Origin of the sequence: Reyranella aquatilis (genome assembly GCF_020880995.1) — a bacterium.
GTDB classification, from domain to species: Bacteria; Pseudomonadota; Alphaproteobacteria; order Reyranellales; family Reyranellaceae; genus Reyranella; species Reyranella aquatilis.
Window position 1 is genome coordinate 512,126 of the sequence record NZ_JAJISD010000001.1, and the last position, 21,307, is coordinate 533,432.

22 protein-coding genes are annotated in these 21,307 nt (G+C 66.1%); 8 read left to right on the forward strand and 14 right to left on the reverse strand.

Going from position 1 to position 21,307, the window contains the following annotated elements; translation table 11 throughout:
• Positions 1 to 4: 4 nt before the first annotated feature.
• From LJ725_RS02450 to LJ725_RS02460, 3 genes are read left to right on the forward strand one after another with little or no spacing between them, the layout of a single operon-like run.
• Entirely contained in the window at positions 5 to 805 is an 801-nt protein-coding gene (locus tag LJ725_RS02450; protein WP_230549026.1) for an ABC transporter ATP-binding protein, read from the forward strand.
• A 58-nt stretch (positions 806 to 863) separates the two neighbouring features.
• Entirely contained in the window at positions 864 to 2,099 is a 1,236-nt protein-coding gene (locus LJ725_RS02455) for an acyl-CoA dehydrogenase (protein ID WP_230549027.1), read from the forward strand.
• 6 nt (positions 2,100 to 2,105) lie between these two features.
• Positions 2,106 to 2,852: a sulfite exporter TauE/SafE family protein gene (locus LJ725_RS02460; protein ID WP_230549028.1), complete on the forward strand. Its 747-nt coding sequence runs from the start codon at positions 2,106 to 2,108 to the stop codon at positions 2,850 to 2,852.
• Here LJ725_RS02460 and LJ725_RS02465 read toward each other — a convergent pair.
• Genes LJ725_RS02465 through LJ725_RS02500 form a run of 8 tightly spaced genes read right to left on the reverse strand, consistent with a single transcriptional unit; the run spans position 2,849 to position 9,571 of the window.
• On the reverse strand, positions 2,849 to 3,841 hold the full coding sequence (locus tag LJ725_RS02465; protein ID WP_230549029.1) for a glutathione S-transferase family protein: 993 nt from the start codon (positions 3,839 to 3,841) through the stop codon (positions 2,849 to 2,851). The two genes, LJ725_RS02460 and LJ725_RS02465, sit on opposite strands and share 4 nt — an antisense overlap.
• A 7-nt stretch (positions 3,842 to 3,848) precedes the next feature.
• Positions 3,849 to 4,916: a magnesium/cobalt transporter CorA gene (corA, locus tag LJ725_RS02470; RefSeq protein ID WP_230549030.1), complete on the reverse strand. Its 1,068-nt coding sequence runs from the start codon at positions 4,914 to 4,916 to the stop codon at positions 3,849 to 3,851.
• Positions 4,917 to 4,940: 24 nt separating this feature from the next.
• On the reverse strand, positions 4,941 to 5,225 hold the full coding sequence (locus LJ725_RS02475) for a putative quinol monooxygenase (RefSeq protein ID WP_230549031.1): 285 nt from the start codon (positions 5,223 to 5,225) through the stop codon (positions 4,941 to 4,943).
• A gap of 18 nt (positions 5,226 to 5,243) precedes the next feature.
• A complete protein-coding gene (locus LJ725_RS02480; protein WP_230549032.1) occupies positions 5,244 to 5,735 on the reverse strand; it encodes a MaoC family dehydratase in 492 nt (163 codons plus the stop codon).
• Positions 5,735 to 6,421 (reverse strand): glutathione S-transferase N-terminal domain-containing protein, encoded by a 687-nt coding sequence (locus tag LJ725_RS02485; protein WP_230549033.1) that lies wholly within the window; start codon positions 6,419 to 6,421, stop codon positions 5,735 to 5,737. Before LJ725_RS02485 ends, LJ725_RS02480 begins: the two co-directional genes overlap by 1 nt.
• Positions 6,422 to 6,428: 7 nt before the next feature.
• The gene (gene mmsB / locus LJ725_RS02490; protein ID WP_230549034.1) at positions 6,429 to 7,310 is read right to left on the reverse strand and encodes a 3-hydroxyisobutyrate dehydrogenase; all 882 of its coding nucleotides are present in this window, start codon (positions 7,308 to 7,310) and stop codon (positions 6,429 to 6,431) included.
• A 28-nt stretch (positions 7,311 to 7,338) separates the two neighbouring features.
• Positions 7,339 to 8,406, reverse strand: coding sequence for an enoyl-CoA hydratase/isomerase family protein (locus tag LJ725_RS02495; RefSeq protein WP_230549035.1), 1,068 nt, complete (start codon positions 8,404 to 8,406; stop codon positions 7,339 to 7,341).
• Between the two features lie 25 nt (positions 8,407 to 8,431).
• Positions 8,432 to 9,571, reverse strand: a complete 1,140-nt coding sequence (locus LJ725_RS02500; RefSeq protein ID WP_230549689.1) for an isobutyryl-CoA dehydrogenase — start codon at positions 9,569 to 9,571, stop codon at positions 8,432 to 8,434.
• A gap of 89 nt (positions 9,572 to 9,660) precedes the next feature.
• Between LJ725_RS02500 and hemB the strand changes: the two genes are divergently transcribed.
• Together hemB and LJ725_RS02510 are read left to right on the forward strand one after the other, a co-directional pair.
• Positions 9,661 to 10,671, forward strand: coding sequence for a porphobilinogen synthase (gene hemB / locus LJ725_RS02505; protein ID WP_230549036.1), 1,011 nt, complete (start codon positions 9,661 to 9,663; stop codon positions 10,669 to 10,671).
• Entirely contained in the window at positions 10,668 to 11,156 is a 489-nt protein-coding gene (locus LJ725_RS02510) for an NUDIX hydrolase (protein WP_230549037.1), read from the forward strand. The genes hemB and LJ725_RS02510 overlap by 4 nt, the downstream gene beginning before the upstream one ends.
• 3 nt (positions 11,157 to 11,159) lie before the next feature.
• Here the strand turns inward: LJ725_RS02510 and LJ725_RS02515 are convergent, their stop codons facing one another.
• From LJ725_RS02515 to LJ725_RS02530, 4 genes are read right to left on the reverse strand one after another with little or no spacing between them, the layout of a single operon-like run.
• Positions 11,160 to 11,312, reverse strand: coding sequence for a hypothetical protein (locus LJ725_RS02515; protein ID WP_230549038.1), 153 nt, complete (start codon positions 11,310 to 11,312; stop codon positions 11,160 to 11,162).
• A gap of 12 nt (positions 11,313 to 11,324) precedes the next feature.
• The gene (locus tag LJ725_RS02520) at positions 11,325 to 12,545 is read right to left on the reverse strand and encodes an MFS transporter (protein ID WP_230549039.1); all 1,221 of its coding nucleotides are present in this window, start codon (positions 12,543 to 12,545) and stop codon (positions 11,325 to 11,327) included.
• The gene (locus LJ725_RS02525) at positions 12,542 to 13,522 is read right to left on the reverse strand and encodes a YheT family hydrolase (protein ID WP_230549040.1); all 981 of its coding nucleotides are present in this window, start codon (positions 13,520 to 13,522) and stop codon (positions 12,542 to 12,544) included. The genes LJ725_RS02520 and LJ725_RS02525 overlap by 4 nt, the downstream gene beginning before the upstream one ends.
• Entirely contained in the window at positions 13,519 to 14,529 is a 1,011-nt protein-coding gene (locus LJ725_RS02530) for a YheT family hydrolase (RefSeq protein ID WP_230549041.1), read from the reverse strand. The genes LJ725_RS02525 and LJ725_RS02530 overlap by 4 nt, the downstream gene beginning before the upstream one ends.
• Before the next feature lie 29 nt (positions 14,530 to 14,558).
• Between LJ725_RS02530 and LJ725_RS02535 the strand changes: the two genes are divergently transcribed.
• Genes LJ725_RS02535 through LJ725_RS02545 form a run of 3 tightly spaced genes read left to right on the forward strand, consistent with a single transcriptional unit; the run spans position 14,559 to position 19,044 of the window.
• The gene (locus LJ725_RS02535; protein ID WP_230549042.1) at positions 14,559 to 15,434 is read left to right on the forward strand and encodes a DMT family transporter; all 876 of its coding nucleotides are present in this window, start codon (positions 14,559 to 14,561) and stop codon (positions 15,432 to 15,434) included.
• Between the two features lie 9 nt (positions 15,435 to 15,443).
• Entirely contained in the window at positions 15,444 to 16,601 is a 1,158-nt protein-coding gene (locus tag LJ725_RS02540; RefSeq protein WP_230549043.1) for a CaiB/BaiF CoA transferase family protein, read from the forward strand.
• A 13-nt stretch (positions 16,602 to 16,614) separates the two neighbouring features.
• On the forward strand, positions 16,615 to 19,044 hold the full coding sequence (locus LJ725_RS02545) for a penicillin acylase family protein (protein WP_230549044.1): 2,430 nt from the start codon (positions 16,615 to 16,617) through the stop codon (positions 19,042 to 19,044).
• A 98-nt stretch (positions 19,045 to 19,142) separates the two neighbouring features.
• On the opposite strand, the gene LJ725_RS02550 is transcribed toward LJ725_RS02545, so the two are convergent.
• Positions 19,143 to 20,456: a hemolysin family protein gene (locus LJ725_RS02550; protein ID WP_230549045.1), complete on the reverse strand. Its 1,314-nt coding sequence runs from the start codon at positions 20,454 to 20,456 to the stop codon at positions 19,143 to 19,145.
• Positions 20,457 to 20,468: 12 nt separating this feature from the next.
• On the reverse strand, positions 20,469 to 21,305 hold the full coding sequence (locus LJ725_RS02555; RefSeq protein WP_230549046.1) for a TauD/TfdA dioxygenase family protein: 837 nt from the start codon (positions 21,303 to 21,305) through the stop codon (positions 20,469 to 20,471).
• Positions 21,306 to 21,307 lie beyond the last annotated feature (2 nt).

A 21,307-nucleotide genomic window follows, 5' to 3' on the forward strand; every position in this document is an offset into this window, starting at 1 on the left:
TCGCGTGAACAAGGGACTGATCGACCTCCACGAGGTCGGCATGACGTATCAGGCGGCGAGCGGCCCGGTCGAGGCCCTCGCCGGCATTTCCGCGTCGATCGGGGCCGGAGAGTTCGTCTCGCTGGTCGGCCCGAGCGGCTGCGGAAAGTCGACCCTGCTGCGCATCGTGGCCGGCCTGCGGCCGGCCACGCGCGGCACGATCACGGTCGCCGGCCGGACCGTGACCCAGCCGATCCCCGACATCGGCATGGTCTTCCAGGCCCCCATCCTGCTGAAGTGGCGTTCCATCCTGGAGAACGTGCTCCTGCCAGCCGAACTCGCCGGCAAGGATCCTGCGAAACTGCGCCCGCGCGCCGAACAGCTCCTCGAGATGGCCGGTCTCGCCGGCTTCGGCCCCAAGCTGCCGCGCGAACTGTCGGGCGGCATGCAGCAGCGTGCCGCGCTCTGCCGTGCCCTGCTGCTCGACCCGCCGCTCCTGCTGATGGACGAGCCGTTCGGCGCCCTGGACGCCATGACACGGGACGACATGGCGCTCGAACTGCTGCGCATCTGGGGCGAGAAAGACCTCGCCCGGGAGGCCCGCAAGACCGTGCTGTTCGTCACCCATTCGATCCCGGAGGCGGTTTTCCTGTCCGATCGCGTGATCGTCATGTCGGCCCGGCCGGGCCGCATAGCGGCAGACCTCCGGATCGACCTGCCGCGCCCGCGGACCGTCGAGCTGCGGGCCACCGAGGCCTTCGGCAGGCTGAACCTCGAGCTTTTCCGGGCGCTGACCGGCAAGACCGGCGGCGGTACGACTCTTTAGCCCGTTGGCGCGGCACGCCCTGCCTGATAAGACGCGGGCGAAATAGCCAGGAGCAGACATGGCCAACGCCGCCACCCCGATCAAGAGCGCCGCCAAGGGCATCACCGCCGACGCCAAGCCCTTCGACTGGGAGGATCCTTTCTTCCTCGACGACCAGCTCACCGAGGAAGAGATCGCCATCCGCGACGTCGCCCGCGACTACTGCCAGGACAAGCTCATGTCGCGCGTCCTCGAGGCCAACCGCCACGAGAAGTTCCACCGCGAGATCATGAACGAGTTCGGGGCGCTCGGCCTGCTGGGCTCCACACTCCCGGAGAAGTACGGCTGCGCCGGCGCCAACTACACCTCCTACGGGCTCGTCGCCCGCGAGGTCGAGCGCGTCGATTCCGGCTACCGCTCGGCGATGAGCGTCCAGTCCTCGCTGGTCATGCATCCGATCTATGCCTACGGCAGCGAAGAGCAGCGCATGAAGTACCTTCCCAAGCTCGCCACCGGCGAGTGGGTCGGCTGCTTTGGCCTCACCGAGCCCGATCACGGCTCCGATCCCGGCGGCATGAAGACCCGCGCCACGACGGTTCCCGGCGGCTTCAAGCTCTCCGGCTCCAAGATGTGGATCACCAACTCGCCGATCGCCGACGTGCTGGTCATCTGGGCCAAGCTCGACGGCGGTGCGATCCGCGGCTTCATCCTGGAGCGGGGCTGGAAGGGCATCGAGACGCCGAAGATCGAAGGCAAGTTCAGCCTGCGTGCCTCGGTGACCGGCGCCATCATGCTCGATGAGGTGTTCGTGCCGGTCGAGAACATGATGCCGAACGTCGCCGGTCTCGGCGGCCCGTTCGGCTGCCTCAACAACGCCCGCTACGGCATCGCCTGGGGCGCCATGGGCGCCGCCGAATTCTGTTGGAAGCAGGCGCGCAACTATACGATGGAGCGCAAGCAGTTCGGCCGGCCGCTGGCCGCGACGCAGCTGATCCAGAAGAAGCTGGCCGACATGCAGACGGAGATCGCGCTCGGCCTGCAGGCCTGCCTGCGCGTCGGCCGCCTCAAGGACAAGGGCCATGCCCAGCCCGAGATGATCTCGCTGATCAAGCGGAACAACTGCGGCAAGGCCCTCGACATCGCCCGCGTCGCCCGCGACATGCACGGCGGCAACGGCGTCTCGGACGAGTATCACGTGATCCGCCACGCCATGAACCTCGAAGCGGTGAACACCTACGAGGGCACGCACGACGTCCATGCGCTGATTCTCGGCCGTGCCATCACGGGCATGCAGGCGTTCAGCGCCGGAAACTAGCCGGCCGTGACCCTGCCTCCCCCCGGCGACATTGCGATCGTCGTCGCCGGGGCGCTGGCCGCAGGCTTCGTCAACGGATTGAGCGGCACCGGCTACGCGCTGGTGGCGCTGGGCTTCTGGCTGCAGGCCATGTCGCCCCTGACGGCCGCCCCCCTCACCGCCCTCTGCGGCGTTGCCGGCCACATCCAGTCGCTACCCCGGATCTGGAGTGGCGTGCGCTGGTCGCGCCTCTGGCCGATGCTGTCCGCCGGACTGGTCGGCGTCCCGGTGGGTACGCTCCTCCTGCACCACTTAGAACCGGAGCCGCTCAAGGTCGGCGTCGGCGTCCTGCTGATCGTCTACAGCGCCTGGATGGCAATCGTGCGACGCCCGCCCGTCATCACGGGTGGCGGGCCTGCCGCCGACGCCACGGTCGGGCTGATCGGCGGCGTGCTGGGCGGCATGGCGAGCCTCAGCGGCCCGGCGCCGGCAATCTGGGCGCAGCTTCGCGGCTTCGGCAAGGACGAACAACGGGGCGTCAACCAGCCCTTCAACATGAGCGTTCTGTTACTCGCCCTGGTCTCAGCCGGGATCGCTGGCTTTCTCGACCGGACATTCCTGATCTGGGCGGTGATCACCGTCCCGACGACGCTCGTCGGTGCACGCATCGGCCTGGCCCTCTACGGCCGCGTCAACGATGCACAGTTCCGGCGTATCCTGCTCGGCCTGCTCTGCCTGTCGGGCGTGACGCTGATCCTGACGTCGATCCGCTAGCCGGCGAGGATTGCGAGGCAGCCCGTCTTTGCCAGGAGCGGTTCCAGTCCGCTCGCGCCCCTGGCGGCGGCGAACTTTGCGCGGATCTCCGCCAGGGAGCGTGCATGGTACTTCTGGGGCTCCTGCGCCCAGGACACTTCGCCAAGGTTCACAGTGAAGCTCTTGTCTCCGCGCCCGATCGCAGCCGCGTTGGCCGCCGACCAGGGCAGGAACAGCGCGCCCACCTCCTGGGAGAGGAGCGGTTCGAGCGTCGGTGCAAGCGCGTCGAGCGTCTCGAAGGCGCCTTCCTCCCGAGGCGAGAGCATCCGCTGGACCCAGGCCATCACCTTCGGCGCCGAGGCCCGCATGAGCGCGCCCGGGGTCGGATCGGTCGCGGCCTCGTAGAGCTGGCCCCACAGGCCGAAATCGGCCATGGCGGGACGGCCGCCCAGCAGGTAGGGCCGCGACGCCAGATGCGCCTCGATTAGGCCCAGGGCCTTCGCGAACGACGCCTCGATCACCGGCTCCGTCGCCGTGTTGGACCCTACGAACCCCAGCCGCCCCGTCATGCGCTCGGCCACGGCCGCGCGCGCCTGTGCCACGGCAAGCGTGCCCTGCGCGCCCATCATCTGCAGGGCGATACGCTCGGCCGTCGACCACACGTCCGGCTGATAGCGCCAGCGATAGTGGAACATCCACTTGTTGCCCCACTCGTCGCCATACTCTTCCAGCAGCGCCGACACGAAAGCGAGGGCGGGATCCGCCGGAGTAACGGACGGTTCGGAATGCGAGGTCTCGAAGCGTTCGAGGATCGGGGTCGAATCCTGGACGCCCTCGCCTTCCGGCGTCACGACCAGCGGGACGAGCGGCAGCTTGGCGTACTTCTGGAACTCCGCCTGGACCGCGGGCGAGCGCGGGATCCATTCGTGGTCGATCTTCTTGTAGCGGAAGAAGGACCGGACCTTCACCGAGTAGGGCGACAGTTCAGAGCCGTAGATTCGGTAGGTCATGGCGCCCTCAGATCCAGCGCTTGCGCTTCAGCCAAAGGAAGATCGAGCCGACGATGACGACGACCATCACCCAGAAGAACGTGTAACCGTACTTCCAGCCCAGTTCGGGCATGTTTCCGGTGTCGCGGTCGAAGTTCATGCCGTAGATGCCGGCCAGGAAGCTCAGCGGCATGAAGAACACGGTGATGACCGCCATGGTCTTCATGACCTCGGACATCCGGTTGGACGAATCCATGAGGTAGACTTCCATGAGGCCGTTGGCCATTTCGCGGTAGCTCTCGACCAGCTCCAGGACGGCCACGGCATGGTCGAAGCAGTCGCGAAGGTAGGTGCGCGTCTCCGGCATGATGAACGGCACGTCGGGCCGCATCACCGCAAGCACAGTCTCGCGTTCGGCCCACTGGATGCGATGGAACGACACCAGCGCTCGCCGTGCCTGGTGGATGTGCGCCAGCGTGTCCTTGGTCGGATGATCGAGCGCCTCCTCCTCCAGCTCCTCGAGATGCGTCGACAGGGCTTCGATCAACGGGAACTTGCGGTCCACCACGAGATCGATCAGCGCATAGACGAGGTAGTCGATGCCGAAGGTGCGCAGCCGGGAGCCCGCCGTCTGGATACGGTCGCGGACCGGCTTGAAGATGTCAGCCTTCAGGTCATGGAAGGAGATGACGTAGTTGTCGCCGAAGAAGATGCTGACCTGCCGGCCCTTCAGCGTGCAGTCCTCGTAGGCCGGATCGTTGAGGACGATGAAGCCCTGCCCCTCGTAGATGTCGAGCTTGCTGCGCTGGTTCGCGTGGAACACATCCTCAAGCGCCAGCGGATGGAGATTGAACGCCATGCCGAGACTGCGCAGCATCTCCGAACTCGGCCTGCCACCCACGTCGATCCATGTATGGCCGGGAGTACCGAGGTGGAAGCGGCACTGATCCACCTCCACCCCATGAAGAACCTCGACCTCGTCCTGGGTGTACTCAACCAGGGTGAAGTCGAGAGCCTCGTCGGGAACGGGCGCGCGCCCGGCCAGGGTGCCGGGCGCTGTACCGGGCTGGGTGTGACGACGGGTAAAGCCATCCATGCGTCGACCTCGCCGCGCTCGTCTTTAGACTTCTTCCATCACCTGGACGTCGGGACGGCCGGCAAGATAGTCGCCGAGCTTGCGGCCCAGTTCCTTGAAATGCGGAGCCGCCCGGTGGGCCTCGAGCGCCGCCTGGTTCTCGTAACGCTCCAACATGACGTAGACATTAACGTCGCCCGTCTTGTGCAGCGCATAGAGCTTGTTGCCGGGCTCGTCGGCATGGACCTTGGCCTGCAGGGCCTTCATGGTCGCCTCGAAGTCCGCATTGGTGCCGGGCTTGATGGTCAGTTTCGCGATAACGCCGATCATGGTCTCTCCTCCTGCCGCCTACTGCGGCTTCTTCCTCAAAAGATACTTGTGCTCTCCGTCGCACACCAGTTCGCCCGCCTGATTGTGAATGGTGAGCTTCAGGACGGCGACCCCCGTGGTGCGACCGGGCTTGAGCTCGATCACCTCCAGCATCGGGTAGAGCGTGTCGCCGACATAGACCGGCTTCAGGAAGCGCGATGACTGCTCCAGGAATCCGATCAGCGATTCGCCCACGAAATGTGGAAAGATTCCCCCACCCGCCGCACCCTGGATCGCCACCTGCAGCCCATGGGCCAGCATGTCGCGATGGCCCAGCGCCTTGCAGTATTCCCTGTCGTAGTGGATCGGATGGTTGTCGCCGCTGGCGAGTTGGAAGGCCGAGAACAGCGCCTCGGTCTGCGTCCGCGAGTTGATGTAGAACTTTTGTCCGACAGCCAGATCCTCGAACCAGTGCGCAGGCCCGAAGCGGTGCTGCGCCGGGTCGAACGGCCTGTCCTCCGTGGCGGCCATTACGCGGTCTTCGCCTTGCGGGCCATGCCCCCGAACAGATCGAGCATCCGCTCCCGCCAGGCATGGACAGGGTCGTCAGGCTCCAGCAACTCCAGCGGGCTGATCGTGCGCGGCCACATGAAGGTGCCCGCCAGAATGTAGTCCGGATAGGCGGCCTCCGCGCCCGACAGGAACTTCTGCTCGCGCAACGCCCGCCGCGCGGGCTCGAGAGCGGTACGAAGCGCCGCAAGCCCCTTCTCGCGCGCCTTGGCCTGGAACCCTGTAAAATCCTGCGTGCCCAGCCGTGCGCCGCGCGATTCGGCGAAGTAGGGTTTGTCCTCCGGCCGGACGCGATCATAGAGGTCGCCCACGATCAGCGGGAAGAGAGCGGCATTGATGACTGTATCCGCCCAGCCGTTGATGAACCGCGCGTAGGAGCGCCCCATCTCGCTCTTCAGCAGCAACTTCTCGGGGTACATCTCGTCGAGATAGACGGCGATCGCCCAGCTGTCCTTGATCGGCTTCTCGCCGTCTTTGAGGACCGGCACCGTCTTGGAATCGGCAAACGCGATCTTCTCCTTCTCCGTGAAGCCCATCGGCACGCTGGTGAAGTCGAGCCCCTTGTGCGCCAGCGAGAACTTGGTTCGCCAGCAGAACGGGCTGGGTCGCCGGTCTTCCTCGAAAGCGAGGTCGTAGAGCGTGATCATCCGATCCTCACTTGCCATCCAGCATCTTGATGATGCCGGAGAAGTCCTTGGCGCCGTTGCCCGAGTTGACGAACAGGCTGAAGAGCTGGGCAGCCTCCGCGCCGAGCGGGGTGCTGGCGCCCGCGGCGTTCGCGGCCTGCTGCGCGAGCATCAGGTCCTTCAGCATCATCGCCGCCGTGAAGCCCGGCTGGTAGTCGCGGTTGGCGGGCGAAGCCGGCACCGGCCCCGGTACCGGGCAATAGTTGGTGAGCGACCAGCACTGGCCCGAGGCGGTCGAGGCAACATCGAACAACTTCTGCGCATCGAGACCGAGCCGCTTGGCCAGCATGAAGGCTTCGCTGACGGCAATCATGGAAATGCCCAGGATCATGTTGTTGCAGATCTTCGCCGCCTGCCCGCCGCCGCTGGTGCCGGCCAGCACGATGTTCTTGCCCATCTTCTCCAGGATGGGCTTCGCCTTGGCGAAGGACGTCTCGCTGCCGCCCACCATGAAGGTGAGCGTGCCGGCAGTGGCTCCGCCTACGCCGCCCGAGACCGGCGCATCGACCATGTCCATGCCGGCCTTCTCGGCCAGCGCCGCCACATGGCGGGCGCTCTCCACGTCGATGGTCGAGCAATCGATCAGCAGCGTGCCCCTGGCAACGTTCGGCAGGACGTCCTTCTCGTAGACCTCGCGGACATGCTTGCCGGCCGGCAGCATGGTGACGACGATCTCCGCACCCTTGACGGCCTCCGCCGCGGAGGAGGCCTTGTGCGCCCCCTTTTCCACCGCCGCGGCCACGGCGGCGTCCGACAGGTCGAATGCCGACACGTGATGCTGCGCCTTGGCCAGGTTGGCGGCCATCGGGCCGCCCATGTTGCCTAGACCGATGAAGGCGATCTTCGCCATGGTTTCCTCCGTTAGGTTTTCTGCCGCTTCAGTCGAAGAACAGGTCGTTCGCCACCGGCCTGAAATGCTCCTCGACCATCGCCGCGGTCACGCCGTCGATGGTCGGCGGGTTCCACTGTGGCTTCTGGTCCTTGTCGATCAGCAGCGCGCGCACGCCCTCGAAGAAGTCGTGGCCCTTCTGCATGCAGCGCTGGGACATGCGGTACTCGATCGTCATCGTGTCCTCGAACGACTTGTTCGCACAGGCCTTGAGCTGGGCCAGCGTGATGGCCATCGACAGCGGCGACAGCTTCATGAGCGCCGCCAACTGCTTCTGCGCGAACTCGCTGTTCGACTTCTTCAGCTTGGCAACGATCTCGGGCAGCGTCTCGGCCGAGAAGCAGCGGTCGATCTCCGGCATCAGCGCCGGCAGCGTGGGATCGCCGGCATCCGCCTTGAACCGGTCGATGACCGCATCGACCTTCTCGTCGGCGCGGGGCCCGGAAAGATCCGCCGCGGCCAGGGCGGCCTGCAGATCGTCGATCTTCGCGCTCGGCACGAAGGCATGGGCGATGCCCGCCCACACCGCGTCCGCCGCCTTGAGGCGGTAGCTGGTGAGCGCCAGGAACGTGCCCAGCGCACCCGGAAGGCGCGTCAGGAAGTAGCCGCCGCCGACGTCAGGAAAGAGGCCGATGGTCGTCTCGGGCATCGCGAAGAGGTACTTCTCGGTCACCACCGAGTGCGAGCCGTGCGCCGACAGACCGACACCACCGCCCATGTTGATGCCGTCGATCAGCGAGATCCACGGCTTGGCGTAGCGGTAGATGCGGCGGTTGACGATGTACTCGTCGCGGAAGAAGTCGCGGCGCAGCGTGCCCGAGGGATTGTCGCGCATCTCGCGATAGAGCCCCGCCACGTCGCCGCCGGCGGAGAAGGCCCGGTCACCCGCGCCACGCAGCACCACCGCCTTGATGGACGGGTCCTTCTCCCACTCCGGCATCACGCGCTCCATCTCCAGGATGATGCCGTGCGACAGCGAGTTGAGGACTTTCGGCCGGTTGAGCGTCATGATGCCCAGACCATCCTTCACATCGAACAGAATTTCAGCTTCTGACAATTCAAACTCCAAACTTCGGACGGGGTCAGCCCACCAGGAGCCTTCGCGAGATGATCACGCGCATGATCTCGTTGGTGCCTTCGAGGATCTGGTGCACGCGCAGGTCGCGGAGATAGCGCTCCAGCGGGAAATCCTTCAAGTAGCCGTATCCGCCATGCAATTGCAGCGCCTCGTTGACCACACGGAACCCCGTGTCGGTGGCGAAGCGCTTGCCCATGGCCGCCGCCTGGGTCGCCTCGGGCGACTTGGCGTCGAGCAGCGAGGCGGCACGCCAGATCATGAGCCGCGCGGCGTCTAGTTCGGTCGCCATGTCGGCGAGCTTGAACTGCGTCGCCTGGAAGTCCGCCAGCAGCTTGCCGAACTGCTTGCGCTCAAGCACGTAGCGCGAGGCCGTCTCCAGGCAGGCGCGTGCGCCACCCAGCGAACAGGCGCCGATGTTGATGCGCCCGCCATCCAGCCCCATCATCGCGATCTTGAAGCCGTGGCCCTCGGGCCCGAGCCGGTTGGCGACCGGCACCCGGCAGTTCTCGAAGATCACCGATGCGGTCGGCTGGCTGTTCCAGCCGAGCTTGTTCTCCTGCTTGCCGAAGGACAGGCCGGGCGTGCCCGCCTCGACCACCAGGGTCGATACGCCGCTTGCCCCGGCGCCGCCGGTGCGCAGCATCACGACATAGATGTCGCTGCGGCCGCCGCCCGATATGAAGGCCTTGCTGCCGTTCAGGACGTAGTGGTCGCCCTGCAGTTCGGCGCGCGTCGACAGCGCCGCCGCGTCGGAGCCGGCCCCCGGCTCGGTGAGGCAATAGCTCGCGAAATGCTCCATCGAGCAGAGCCTGGGCAGGAAGCGCCGGCGCTGCTGATCGTCGCCGAAAGCATCGATCATCCAGGCGGCCATGTTGTGAATCGAGATATACGCCGCCGTGCTGGGACAGGCAGCCGACAGCTCTTCCATGATCAGGGCGGCATCGAACCGGCTGAGGCCGCTGCCGCCGACGTCGTCGCGCACGTAGATGCCGCCGAAGCCGAGGGCCGCGGCTTCGCGCAGAACCTCCTCCGGAAAGATCTTCTCGGCGTCCCACCGCGCCGCGTTCGGCAGCATGCGGTCCGTCGCGAACTGCCGGGCCGTGTCGCGGAAAGCCTGCTGGTCTTCTGAAAGGGTGAAATCCATCGACCGGACCGTATCAACTCTGGCGACGGCTTTCCGCAGGAAAAGGAGCCGCATTGCGGCCCTCCCCCGTTCGCGCGATAAAACGGTTCATGTCTGCCCGTTTCACGACCCTCGGCCGCTATCCCACGACCCGCCTGCGCCGCAATCGCGGCGAGGGATGGTCCCGCCGCCTCGTCGCCGAGCACAAGCTTTCCGTAGACGACCTGATCTGGCCGGTTTTCGTCCAGGAAGGCGCCAACAGCCGCACGCCGGTCGCGTCCATGCCCGGCGTCGACCGCCTCTCGATCGACCTCTTCGCAGAAGCTGCGAAGGAGGCCCGAGACCTCGGCATCCCGGCGGTGGCGATCTTCCCCGAGACCGATCCTGCGGCAAAGACGCCCGATGCACGCGAGGCGTACAATCCGGGTAATCTGGTCTGCCGCGCCATCACGGCCGTCAAGAAGGCGGTTCCGGACATCGGCATCATCTGCGACGTGGCACTCGACCCGTTCAACAGCGACGGCCACGACGGCATTGTGCGCGACGGCCGCATCCTGAACGACGAATCGGTAGAGGCGCTGGTCAAGCAGGCGATCGTCCAGACCGAGGCCGGCGCCGACATCCAGGCGCCCTCGGACATGATGGATGGCCGCATCGGAGCGATCCGCACGGCGCTGGACGCCAAGGGCTACCACCACGAACAGATCATGTCGTACGCCGCCAAGTACGCCTCGGCCTTCTACAATCCGTTCCGCGACGCCATCGGCAGCTCGGGCGCGCTCAAGGGCGACAAGAAGACCTACCAGATGGACTACGCCAACTCCGACGAGGCCCTTCGCGAAGTGGGCTTGGACATCGAGGAAGGCGCCGACATGGTGATGGTGAAGCCGGGCCTCCCCTACCTCGACATCGTGCGCCGGGTGAAGGACACGTTCGGTGTCCCCACCTACGCCTATCAGGTGAGCGGCGAGTACGCGATGCTGAAGGGCGCCGCCGACCGCGGCTGGCTCGACTGGAACAAGGTGCTGATCGAGACGCTGACCGGCTTCAAGCGCGCCGGCTGCGACGGCATCCTGACCTACGGTGCGGTCGACGCGGCACGTCTCCTCAAGTCGAAATGATCGAGCGTCCGTCGGCCCGGCTTGTCCTGCTCGACCCGCAGGACCGGCTGTTCCTGTTCAACGTCCACGATCCCAAGGTGTTCGATCCGGCCAAACCGTTCTTCGATCCCTTCTGGGTGATGATCGGCGGCATGGTCGATCCGGGCGAAGACTATGCCGAGGCCGCGGTGCGCGAGGCGGCCGAGGAGACCAAGCTGCCGGTGATCGACACGCCGCGCTGGGTGTGGTCGCGCGAACGCCGCATGAGCTGGCGCGGCAAGGACGTGCTGCACAAGGAACGCTTCTTCCTGGCCCGCACCGACCGCACCGAGATCGATATGTCGGGCCTCGACGAGAAGGAACGGAGCTGGACGCGCGGCCACCGCTGGTGGACCGCCGATGAGATCGCGGCGTCGTCCGAACGCTTCGAACCGCTCGACCTTGGCGCGCTGCTGCCCGCTCTGTTGCGCGACGGACCGCCGGACGAACCGCTGGTTCTGAGCTAGGTCCTACCGACGCTCGGAGCGTTCCCGCTCCTCGCGTTCGCGCTTGCGCCGCTTCTCCTCTTCCGCGGCGCCGCGATAGGCGCGCCACGCCAGTACAAGCGCCACTGCAGAACATGCCACGCCAACGATCATCGCCATCGGCTGGGTCTCACCCATTTTCGAAGAACCTCATGATCCTCCTCGCGCCAAGCCCTCTAAAGGCGGCTTAGTCTCGGGCATGAAGGCAGCATAGATCAGCAGCCCAGCGGCGGCGACTGTCGCCAAAGCCAGAAAGCCCGCCGAATGGCCGGCCATGACGACCACCAAGCCAGCAAAGCTCGTGCTCATCGCGGCCCCGAGGCCTAGCGCTGTCGCGATGGCGCCGAGACAGGCGTTGAAGCGGCCTGTCCCCTGTGTGAGATCGGCCACGACGATGGGAAAGAGAGCCCCGAAGATTCCGGCCCCCACGCCATCGAGCGCCTGGACGGCGACCAGCCAGTACGGATCGTCGGAGAGCGGATAGAGCGCCCCGCGCACCGCAAGCACGAGGAAGCCCGCCAGAAAAAGCGGCTTCCGCCCCCACTCGTCGGCCTTGGCGCCCACGACCAGGGCGGCGGGAATCATGACGAGCTGGGCGATCACGATGCAGGCCGCCATCAGGGTCGTTCCCAGAGACTCGTTTGTCAGCGCGAGCTTCTGGCCGACAAGTGGAAGCATCGCTGCGTTTGCGAAGTGGAACAGCACGACGCTTCCGGCGAACACAAGCAGGGAGCGATTCTCGAGCACCACGGCAATGCCGGCCGGCCTCGCGTGGACGCGATGGCTTCCATCGTCGAGGCCACGCGCGACGTCGTGGTCGATGGCCCCTGCCGGAATCAGGAGCGTCGAGACAATACTCGCGAGCGCCATCGCGCCCATCAGGTAGAAGACGGCAATCGGGCCGGTGAAGTACGCCGCCCCTCCGGCCAGGACGGCGGCAACCGCGTTGCCTGCATGATTGAACGCCTCGTTGCGACCTGTACGTCGCGCGAACGCCGTCGGCCCCATCATGCCGAGCGTGATCGCCGCGATTGCAGGCGCAAAGACGGAGCCGGCGATCCCCGCAACGGACTGGGCGATCGCCACGGACAGGAAGTCGGGCGCGAGCGGCAGGATCAGGCAACACGCGGTTACCACGATCGCCGCCGCCATAACGGCCGCACGTTTGTACCGGGTAGCGTCGATGAAGCTGCCCGCCGGAGTCTGGGCAAGGATCCCGGCAATGCCCCCGATCGACATGACGAGGCCGATGCTGGCGACATCCCATTTCTGGATCGTGAGCAGGTAGATCGCCAGATAGGGCCCCAACCCATCACGCACGTCGGCCAGGAAGAAGTTCAGAGCGTCGAGGCTGCCGTCCGCGCGGCTCATGCCACGCCCGCGAAGAAGGTAGCGACGGCAAGGTCGCTCCAGGGCCTGCCGCTACCCGAGCCATGGAAGCCGACGTGACCGCCCCGCTCCGATAGCAGCGGCGTCAGAGACGGGTTGGCCGCCCAGTCGTAGCCGCTGTAGATCGCGCCGGGAATCCAGGGATCGTCCAGCGCCGCGAGCACCAGCGTCGGCACCCGAATGCCGCCCATGAAGGCGATCGGCTTGCAGCGCTCGTAGTAGTCTTCCGCCCCTGCAAAGCCGTGGCGCGGCGCAATGAAGACCTCGTCATAGTCCCAAACGGAGCCGGCCCCCAGTATGGCGGCGCGTTCCTTCGCGGATAAGAAAGCGCCTGGCGCTGTCGCCTCGACCTTCATCTGACGCAGGATGTGACGGTGATACAGGGCGTTGCGCCGCTGCATCATCCGGCGACAGGTCGCCGACAGATCGATCGGCGCGCAGACGGTTGCGGCGGCACGCAACGGGGCCGCCTTTCCCTCTTCACCAAGATACTTGAGCAGCATGGCGCCGCCCAGCGAGTACCCGACGGCACGCATGCCACCGCCAGTGAGCTCAGCTGGCAGCTTGCGGAGCAAGGCGCGGAAATCCTCGCTGCGTCCCGCGTAGTATTGTCCGCGGCACGTTGCGCGCGACGGGCCCGCGCCCCTCAGGTTTAGGGATAGGACCCGCTCACCGGCATCGAGCAGGCAGCGCGCCATGCTCCTGATATAGGAACTCTCTTCCGTGCCCGTCAGCCCGTGTATCAGGATCGTAAGGGGCGTACCTTCAACCGGCATTGCGGGACGGTGAAGGCTGCAGACGAGCCGGTCTCCCGTCCCGTCACCCAGGTCGACCTCGAGGCGCTCCGATTTGTGCGGCGCCAGTTCACCGGGCGGGCGCCGAAGATGATTCCGAAGGGTCTGTAGGTCGGCGCCCCACCAGGGAAAACGAGGACGGAACGGCTGGATATCGAGGCTCACGCCTTCATGGTAGCAAGACGGTCGATGAATTTCTCCACCGCAAGGTCGCACCACGGCCTGGCGCTGTCGTGGGCATGGAAGCCGATATGCCCGCCGGCCGGTGGCATGAGCGGAACCAGAGACGGATTGTCCGCCCAGTTGAACTCCCGATAGTACTCCACGGGAATCCAGGGATCGTCGCAGGAAGCGATGACCATGGTGGGAACGCGGATCTCGGGCATGAAGGTGAGCGGCGAACACAGGTCGTAGTAATCCTCCGCACCCCGGAAGCCGTATCGCGGGGAGATGAAGCGATCGTCGTACTCCCAGACGCTGCGCGCCGACTTGATGATCTCGCGCTCCTCGGGCGTGGTGAGTGCGCCTGGTGCCAGCGCTTCCGCCTTCATGTCGTTCAGCAGGTAGGTGTGATAGAGCCAGTTGCGGGCGCGCATCATGTGCCGGCAGGTGCGTGCCAGGTCGATGGGTGCGCAGATGGTCGCCGCCCCGAGCAGCGGCGAGAAAGAACCTTCCTCACCGAGATACTTGAGAAGCATGGCTCCGCCTAGCGAGTAGCCGATCGCGACGACGCCGCTCTCCGAAAGATCCTCCGGCAGCTGGTCGAGGATACGACGAAAGTCCGCGGTGCGTCCGACATGGTAGTGCTCGCGGCAGTAAGGCCGCGAAGGACCGCAACCGCGCAGGTTGAGGCGCAAAACGGAGTAACCGCCATCGAGCAGGTAACGGGCAGCATTCAGCATGTACGCGCTGTTCTCGCTGCCGGTGAGGCCGTGGATGAGGAGCACGAGCGGACGACCGGCGACCGGCTGCGCCGGCCGGTCCAGCATGCCGAGAAGGATGTCGCCGGTGCGATCGGCCATGGGAAAAGCCATGCGCTCGCTGGTGTGGGGAGCGAGGTCACAGACACGGGCGGACGTGAGCCGGATGGCGATGGTCTGGAGATCGGCGCCCCACCACGGAAAGCGTGGCTTGAACGGCGGGAGATCGAGGGAATCGATGGACGGGGGCACGGCTGATCCGTATTCACACACTCGGTTCGATGAAAACGTCTGCCGCCCCGCCAAGTTCCGCACTGCTCGGAGTGCTCTACGCCGTCGCCGCCGCGACGGCTTTCAGCACGGCGGGTGTCATCGTCCGGCGAATCGACCTGCCTGCGTGGGACGTGTCCTTCTGGCGCTCGGCCCTTCTCGTCGTCACCATGCTGCCGCTCCTCATCTGGCAGCGACGCCAGATCCTGATCGACGTCCGCAACGGCGGCGCCGCCCTTCTGATCAGCGCTGTGCTGCTAGCGGGAAGCTTCGTCAGCTTCATCCTGGCACTCGGCCTGGCGCCGGTCGCCAACGTGCTGATCATGTTCGGCGCGACGCCGTTCATCACCGCGCTCGCCGCCCGCATTTTCCTCGGCGAGCCACTGCATGGTCACACGATCGTGGCCATGGCAGCGGCCGTCGTCGGTCTCGCGATCAGCGTCGCGGGCTCCCTGCAGCCCGGCGCACTGGCCGGCATGGCCGTCGCGCTGATCGTGGTCCTCTGCATGAGCGGCAACTATGTCGTCGTGCGGCACCGCCGCGACATCGGCATGGCTCCCTCGATCTGGCTGGCCGGCCTGATCTCGGGGCTGGTGGCGCTGCCGTTCGCCCACCCCGAGAATGTCACGTGGTCGCAGCTGCCCTGGCTCTTTGCGCTGAGCCCCGGCCAGCTGGCGATCGGGCTGCTGCTCTACATGGCGAGCCTGAGGCGCATTCCGGCCGCCCAGGCGTCCCTGCTCGGTCTGCTCGAACTGGTGCTGGGGCCGGTCTGGGTGTGGCTGTTCGATGGCGAAAAGCCGGACGATCTCACCTTGTTTGGCGGGCTGGTGGTCATCTCGGCCGCAGCGATCAATGTGTGGCTGGATTCGCGGCGATCCACTGGCTAAGAACCCGGCATGACCCAGAATACCAAGGGCCCCCTGTCGGGCATCCTCGTCATCGATCTCTCCCGCATCCTCGCGGGGCCCTACTGCACGCTCCTGATGGCCGAGATGGGCGCCAGGGTGATCAAGGTCGAGCCGCCCAAGGGCGGCGACGACGCTCGCGCCTACGGCCCGTTCGTCAATGGCAAGTCGGCCTACTTCGCTTCGGTCAACCGCGGCAAGGAAAGCATCGCGCTCGACCTCAAGGCCGACGCCGACCGCAAGATCTTCGAGAAGCTGCTCGAGAAGGCCGACGTTGTGGTCGAGAACTTCCGCCCTGGCACGATGGAGAAGCTGGGCTACGGCTGGGAGACACTGCACGCCAAGTACCCACAGCTGATCTATGCATCGGCCTCGGGCTTCGGTCATACCGGCCCGAATTCCAAGGACCCGGCCTACGACATGGTCATGCAGGGCCAGGGCGGCATCATGAGCATCACCGGCAACGAGGGCCAGCCGCCGAGTCGCGTCGGCATGTCGATCGGCGACATCGGCGCCGGGCTCTATACGGCGGTGGCCGTCAATGCTGCGATCGTGCACCGCCTCAAGACAGGTGAATCCACCAAGGTGGACATCGCGATGTTCGACTGTCAGCTCGCGCTGCTCGAAAACGCGATCATGCGCTACACGGTCGAGAAGGAAATCCCCGGCCCGCTCGGCGCCCGCCATCCCACCATCACGCCCTTCGAGGCCTTCGCCACGTCGGACGGCTCGATGATCATCGCCGCCGGCAACGACAGCCTGTTCATCAAGATGTGCGAAGCGCTCGGCCGCCCCGACATGGCGACCAATCCCGAGTACAAGTCGAACGCCCTGCGCCAGAAGAGCCAGAAGAAGCTGAAGGACGAGATCGAATCCGTCCTGAAGACCAACACGACCGACCACTGGATCGCCGTCGTGTCCAAGGGCGGCGTGCCCTGCGGGCCGATAAACAACATCGCGCAGGCCATCGAGCATCCCCAGGTCGCGGCGCGCAACATGCTGGTCGACGTGCCGGACGGCAGTGGCGGCACGCTGAAGCTGGCCGGCAATCCGCTCAAGATGTCGGCCTTCCCCGATCCGACGACGCGACGCCCCGCGCCGGACCTCGACAGCGACCGCGACGCGATCCTCTCGTATATCGGCGGCTGAACCGGTGAGAGTGTTGGTTCGCGTCGCGGCCGTCCTGGGCAAGTTCCTGGGCGGTACGGCGCTGGCACTCGCCGTCTTCCTGGCCGGCACCTACTTCCATGTCCGCGGCGCGCTGCCGAGCTACAGCGGCACGCTCGAACTCGCCGGCCTCAAGGCGCCCGTCGAGATCATCCGCGACAAGAACGCCGTGCCGCACATCACGGCGGGGTCGATCGAGGACGCCTCGTTCGCGCTTGGCTACGTCCACGCCCAGGACCGCTTCTGGCAGATGGAGCTGATGCGTCGCGTCGGTCAGGGACGCCTCGCGGAACTCGTGCCGGCCGTGCTGGTGGGCAGCGCCCTGATCGACAGCGACCGCACCATGCGCGGCCTCGGCGTCTATCGCCGTGCGTCGGAGAGCGTGAATGCCCTCTCGCCCGCCATGCGCACGCGGCTCGATTCCTATGCCGCGGGCGTCAACGCATGGCTGGCCGACGACGACCAGCAGTTCGGCCTGGAACTGACCCTGATCAAGCTGATGTCCGGAGGGCGTTACCGACCCGAGGCATGGCGGCCGGCCGATTCGCTCGTCTGGGCGAAGCTCATGGCGCTCGGCCTCGACGGCAATTGGCGCGCAGAGCTGCTGCGCCTCAGGCTTTCGCAGAAGATTGGCGAGGATGGCGTCAAGTTCCTGATCGAGCCGGACGGCGACAGCAAGGACGCGACGCTGTCGATGGTTCTCGCGGCCGTGAAGGACATCGACCTCGACCGCATCTTCCGCGGGACCGACAACGAGGTGACCCGCAAGCGCATGGCCTCCAACGAATGGGTGCTTTCGGGCGCGCATGCCGTGTCTGGCCGCCCGCTGCTCGCCAACGACCCCCATCTCGGCTTCTCCTTCCCCGGCGTCTGGTACCTCGCCCGCCTGGTTGGCCCGGGCTTCGACATCCGCGGCGCCACCTCCCCGGGCTCGCCGGCCGTGGTGCTGGGCCACAACGGCACCATCGGCTGGGGCTTCACCACGACGAATCTCGACAGTCAGGACATCTTCGTCGAGCGCGTCGATCCGACCGATCCGAACCGCTACATCACGCCCGACGGCGCCCGCCCCTTCGGCGTGCGCGAGGAAACGATCAAGGTCGCCTGGGGCGAGCCCGTCACGATGCGGGTGCGCGAAACGCGCCACGGCCCGGTGATTGACGACTTCATCCGTCGCAGCGACGGGTTGACGCCGCAAGGGCACGTACTCGCGCTGCAGGCGACGGCGCTCGATGGAGCCGACACCTCGGCGGAAGGCTTCGCCCGTGTCGGTTCGGCCCAGAACTGGGAAGAGTTCCTGGCCGCCACGCGTCGCATCGTGTCGCCGATGCAGAACATGGTCTATGCCGACACGTCGGGAAACATCGGCCTGATCTCGCCGGCGCGCGTGCCGATCCGGCGCAAGGGCGACGGCTCGATGCCGGTGCCCGGCTGGACGTCGGAGTATGACTGGGCAGGCTTCGTGCCATTCGACGAACTGCCGCGCGCGTACAATCCGCCAGCCGGGCGAATCGTCAACGCCAACGGCCGTCTTGTGCCGGACGACTACCGCCACTTCATCAGCAAGGACTGGGCCGAGCCCTACCGGCAGCGGCGCGCCGCCCAGCTCCTGGGTGAGGTCCAGCGCCATCCGGTCTACGGCATGATCGTGATGCAGGCCGACAACCTGACCCTGGACGCCGCCGAGATGCTGCCGTGGCTGCTGAAAGGCGCGCCTCGCAATGCACGCGCGGCTCAGGCCCGCGATCTGCTCGGCCGCTGGAACATGTTCATGCTCGCGGGCCGTCCCGAGCCGCTGATCTACGATGCGTGGATCGCCGAACTGCAGCGCGGCCTCCTGGCGGATGAACTCGGCGAGGAGCTCTACAATTCCCTACCGGTGCCGGACGTACCCCTGATGGTGCGGATCCTGCGCGACAAGCCGGGCTGGTGCGACGACGGCGGCACCAAGCGCACCGAGAGCTGCGAGGACGCCATCGCGCTGGCGCTCGACCGTGCGCTGGACTGGATCGCCCGTCGCCAAGGCAACGACATGACCAAGTGGCAGTGGGGACGCGAGCACAATGCCGTGCATCGCCATCCGCTGTTCGACGGTGTACCGCTCCTACGGGACATCGCCTCGGTCCGCTATCCGGCGGATGGCGGCAACCAGACACTGAACCGCGCCTCCCCATCGTTCCGCGGCAAGCGGCCCTTCGACGCCGTACACGGTGCGAGCTACCGCGGCATCTACGATTTCAGCGACCTGGAGAACAGCCGCTTCGCCACGCCGCTCGGCCAGTCCGGCAACATGCTGTCACCCTGGGCGCGTAACTTCGTCGATCGCTGGCAAAAGCTCGCCTATATCGAGATCGGCGGATCGCGCGGGGAGACCGCCCGTTCCTCCATCGGCACGATCACCATGAACCCCACAGGTCCGCGCTGACGCTTCGGAGTGCGTCGTCCCCCGTTCGGCTCAAGCCCGCTCCAACGGCAAGACATGAGCGCATCTCAAGTCGTGCGCTCCCTCGATGCAGAAAATCTCTATGCCCCGGGCAGACTGCCCTTCGTCGCCAGAAGCTTGTCGATGCGCCGACCGTCCATGTCGACGATCTCAAAGGTCCAGTCCTCGTAGCTGAAACGCTCACCCGCCACCGGCAGGTGGCCGAGCTGGGCCAGGGCGAAGCCGGCGATGGTATGGAACTTGGTGCTCACGGGCGGGGGCACCGCCAACCCCAGCCGGTCGAGCGTCGCGTGCACGGGCGCCATGCCGTCGATCAGCAATGAGCCGTCGTGCCTTTCGACGATATCCGGATGCTCCCCGGGCATTTCCGGAATATCACCCGCCAGCGCCTCCAGGAGGTCGGCCTGCGTGACGATCCCTTCGATGCCGCCATACTCGTCGACCACGACCGCGAGCCGAACCGGCGCCTGCTTGAACTGCTCCAGGACCTTGAAGATCGGCATGGCCTCATGGACCATCAGTGGCGCTCCAACCGCCGCTGCCGGGTCGAGGGTGCCGCCGCCCAGGAGCTGATTCAGCAGATCGGTCTTGGTGATGGCTCCCAGCAGATCGTCGACGCTGCCGCGACCGACCAGCATCTGCTCGTAGGGACTTTCCCGAACCGTCCGCATGATCTCCTCGGGTGAATCGCTTACGTCGATCCAGTCGAGCCCGGTGCGCGGCGTCATGATCTCGCCGATCCGGCGATTGCCGATTTCGAGCGCCCGCACCACGACCTCCTCCTGGGCGTCCTGCAGGAGGCCGGCGTCCTGGCTGGCCTCGACCAGCAGCTTCAACTCCCCCGGCGAATGCAGGGATTCCTCGCCGGTTCCCGGCCGCAGGCCGCAGAGCCGCAGCACGAGGTTGCCCGCGCCGTTCAACACCAGGATCGCCGGGCTGAGCAGCCAACGGAAAAGGCTGAGCGGCCGCACGACCCAAAGCGCCGTCCCCTCGCTGCGCTGAAGTGCGAGACTCTTGGGCGCAAGCTCGCCCAGGACGATGTGCAGCGAGGTTATGATGACGAAAGAGATGCCGACGGCAATGGCGTAGGCGCCGACGCCGCCGGTCGTGCCCCAGAGCTCGGCTAATGGCTTCTCGATCATGTGGGCGATCGCCGGTTCGCCGATCCACCCGAGCCCGAGTGAAGAGATCGTGATGCCGAGCTGCGTGGCGGCAAGGTTGGAGTCGAGATGATCGAGCGCCCGAACGAGAGCCTGGGCATTCATGCGGCCCGTGGCGGCCAGTTCGATCACTCGGCTGCGGCGGACCGCCACCAGCGAGAACTCGGCAGCGACGAAGAACCCGTTGGCCGTCACCAGTACCAGTACGGCCAACAGACCTTCCAGTCCGGACATGCTCTTTCTCCGTTATCTCGGTTTGTCGCCAGCGAGGGTGATCCGGTGCATGACGCGCCGGAAGCCATGATAGTCGTTGATTGGATTATGCATCGCGCAGCGATTGTCCCAGAAGGCCAGCGACCCGGCCTCCCAGCGGAAGCGGCAGGTGAACTCCGGCCGAGTCTGATGCTCCCAGAGAAAGCGCAGAAGCGGCAGGCTCTCCTTCTCCGTCCATCCCTTGAAGTGCGCCGTATGGGCATCCGACGTGTAGAGCGCCTTGCGACCGGTCTCGGGATGGGTGCGCACGATCGGATGCTCGGCGGTCAGCACCTTCAGTTCGGCCCCCGCCGCCTTCATGCGGTCCTCCCGGGTCTTGGTGACGTCGGCCTTGGCCGACGAGCTCACGCCTACGAGCCCGTCGAGCGTCGCCTTGAGCCCATCCGACAGCGCCTCGTAGGCAAGATACTGGTTGGCGAACATCGTATCGCCGCCGAACGGCGGCACTTCGCGGGCCAGAAGCATGCTGCCCATGGGCGGCACCGGCAGGTAGGTCGTGTCGGAGTGCCAGATGCCGCCGAAATTGTTGCGTTCATGCTCGAGCTTCACCACTGGCGTGATCATCGGCGATTCCGGCAGGCCCTTGAGCTGCGGATACTCGATCGGATCGCCGAATTTGCGGGCGAAGGCGAGCTGCTGCTGCGGCGTCACCGTCTGGTTGCGCAGGAAGATCACCAGATGATCGAGGAACGCCTGGCGCATCTCGGCAACCACGTCGTCTTCGAGCTCGATCGACATGTCGACGCCGTGGATCTCCGCGCCCAGCGCGCCCGCAACCGGGCGGACTTCAATGTGACGATAATTTCGCATGC